This is a genomic window from Nocardioides sp. (assembly GCF_025964975.1).
Classification (GTDB): domain Bacteria; phylum Actinomycetota; class Actinomycetes; order Propionibacteriales; family Nocardioidaceae; genus Nocardioides.
Map to the genome: position 1 here is coordinate 1 of NZ_JAOPXV010000115.1, position 2,889 is coordinate 2,889.

Annotated in this window: 2 protein-coding genes; both read right to left on the bottom strand. The window is 70.2% G+C overall.

Annotated elements, in window-relative coordinates:
- On the bottom strand, nucleotides 1-436 hold a 436-nt coding region (locus JWN68_RS08185), incomplete at its 3' end, for a transaldolase family protein (protein ID WP_297737354.1).
- Nucleotides 437-498: 62 nt separating this feature from the next.
- On the bottom strand, nucleotides 499-2,607 hold the full coding sequence (gene tkt / locus JWN68_RS08190) for a transketolase (RefSeq protein ID WP_297737356.1): 2,109 nt from the start codon (nucleotides 2,605-2,607) through the stop codon (nucleotides 499-501).
- Nucleotides 2,608-2,889: the final 282 nt, after the last annotated feature.

The window sequence follows — 2,889 nt, forward strand, 5'->3', positions numbered from 1 at the left end:
CGGTGGTCGCCGGGATCTTGATCAGCAGGTTGGGCCGGTCGACCTCTGCCCACAGCTCGCGAGCCGACGCCATGGTGGCGTCGGTGTCGAAGGCTAGGTCGGGGGCGACCTCGATCGAGACCCGGCCGTCCACGCCGTCGCTGGCGTCGTAGGCGGGCTCGAAGATGTCGCACGCCTGCCGGACGTCGGTCGTCGTCAGGGCGAAGACGGTCGCCTTGATGTCAGCGCCCGACGCGGCGAGCTCGCCCACCTGGTCGTCGTAGCGCTCGCCGTCGGCCAGGGCCGCTGCGAAGATCGACGGGTTGGTGGTGACACCCACGACGGAGCGCGACTCCATCAGCTCGGCGAGGTTGCCGGTCTCGATGCGTTCGCGGGACAGGTCGTCGAGCCAGATGGACACGCCCGCGTCTGCGAGAGCCTTCATGCGGTCACTCATGGTTCCTCCTGTGGTGAGGCTGTGGGTGAGGCTGTGGATGAGGCCGGGTGGCGCGCGTGCAGTCAGTCCTTGGACAACCGGAGGCTGTCGCGGGCGGCGTCCGCGACGGCTTCTCCGGTCATGCCGTACTCCTGGTAGATCCGCGCGTAGTCGGCGGATGCGCCGTAGGTGTCGATCGAGACGATCCGTCCGTGGTCGCCGACGATCTCGCGCCAGCCGAGGGCGATCCCGGCCTCGACCGAGACGCGCGCCTTGACGGTCGGAGGGATGACGCTCTCGCGGTAGGCCGGCTCCTGCTGGTCGAACCACTCCCGACACGGCATCGACACGACGCGGGCCCGGATGCCGTCGGCAGCCAGCAGGTCACGCGCCGCCACGGCGATCTGCACCTCGGAGCCCGTGCCGACGAGCACGACGTCGGGCAGGCCTTCCTCGACGTCGAGGAGGACGTAGCCGCCGCGGTGGACGTTGGAGGTGTCGCTGTAACCGTCGGTCCCGCGAGGGAAGACCGGGACGTTCTGCCGGGTCAGGGCGATGCCGGCCGGACGGTCGGTGTTCTGGAGGATCGCGTGCCAGGCGGCCGCCGTCTCGTTGGCGTCCGCAGGGCGCACGACGTCGAGGCCGGGGATCGCACGCAGCGCGGCGAGGTGCTCGATCGGCTGGTGCGTGGGGCCGTCCTCGCCGAGCCCGATGGAGTCGTGGGTCCAGACGTAGGTGACGGGGAGACCCATCAGAGCGGCGAGCCGCACCGAGCCACGCATGTAGTCGGAGAACGTCAGGAACGTGCCCCCGAAGACGCGGGTGCCGCCGTGCAGCGTGATGCCGTTGAGGATCGCTCCCATGGCGTGCTCGCGGATGCCGAAGTGCAGGACGCGACCGGACTCCGGGTCGCCGTCCCACTGGTCGGTGGAGCGGTCCTTGGGGATGAAGGACGGGGCGTCCTCGATCGTGGTGTTGTTGGACTCCGCGAGGTCGGCGGAGCCACCCCACAGCTCGGGCATCAGCCCGGCGACGGCGTTGATCGTGTGTCCCGAGGCCTTGCGCGTGGCGACACCCTGGGGGTCGGCCTCGAAGGTGGGGAGCGCGTCGGCCAGCCCATCGGGCAGCGCCCGCGTCTGCATGCGCTCCCAGGTGGCGAGCACCTCAGGGGAGGCGGCTCCACGCCAAGCGGCGAACTGCTCGTCCCAGTCGGCCTGGGCCTGCTTGCCGCGCTGGACCAGTGTGCGCGTGCGGGCGATGACGTCCTCCGGCACCTCGAAGTGCTGCTCGGGGTCGAAGCCCAGGATCTCCTTGCTGGCAGCGACCTCCTCGGCCCCGAGCGCCGAGCCGTGGGACTTCCCGGTGCCCTGCGCGTTCGGCGAGGGCCAGGCGATGACGGTGCGGAGGACGATCAGGCTCGGCTGGTCCGTGACGCCACGGGCCTGCTCGATCGCCGCGTGGAGCTGCGGGACGTCCTCGACGTATTCGGTGCCGTCGTTGGTCCAGTCGACCGTCTGTACGTGCCAGCCGTAGGCCTCGTAGCGGGCACCGACGTCCTCGGTGAAGGCGATGTCGGTGTCGCCCTCGATGGAGATGCGGTTGGCGTCATAGATGACGGTGAGGTTGCCCAGCCGCTGGGTGCCGGCGATGGAGGACGCCTCGGCGCTGACGCCCTCCTGCAGGTCGCCGTCGCTCGCGATCGCATAGATGTGGTGGTCGAACGGGGAGGCGCCCTGCGCGGCACCGGGGTCGAACAGACCGCGCTCGCGGCGGGCGGCCATCGCCATACCGATGGCGTTGCCGACTCCCTGGCCCAGCGGCCCGGTGGTCGTCTCGACGCCGGCGGTGTGTCCGTGCTCGGGGTGGCCGGGGGTCTTGCTGCCCCACGTGCGCAGGGAGCGGAGGTCGTCGAGCTCGAGCCCCCAGCCGCCGAGGAAGAGCTGGGTGTAGAGGGTGATCGAGCTGTGCCCGGCGGACAGGACGAAGCGGTCGCGGCCCGACCAGTTCGGGTCGGACGGGTTGTGCCGCATCACTTTCTGGAAGAGCAGGTAGGCCGCCGGCGCGAGCGCCATGGCGGTGCCCGGGTGACCGTTCCCGACCTTCTCCACGGCGTCCATGGCCAGCACCCGAGCGGTGTCCACGCCCTTGTCGTCGAGTTCGGTCCAGTCGAGCGCGGGAAGCGAGGAGGTCACAGTGATCCTTGTCATTGGGTACGGCGCCGGGCGCCACCGAGCCTACCCACCCCGCGGGATAGACTCGACCCGCACTCATCCCTTTGTATTAGAGGTCTTCACCGTGACGCACGTCGACCAATCGGCCTCTGCTGCTGTGCCCCCCGGGGGCGGCGACGAGTCGACCGATTTGTCGGCGGTGCAGCCACCAGCGACTTCCACCGAGGCGCCCGCGTCCTTCAAGGACGTGGTCGCGGCGTACGTCGGCCTCACCAAGCCGCGCGTCATCGAGCTGTTGCTGCT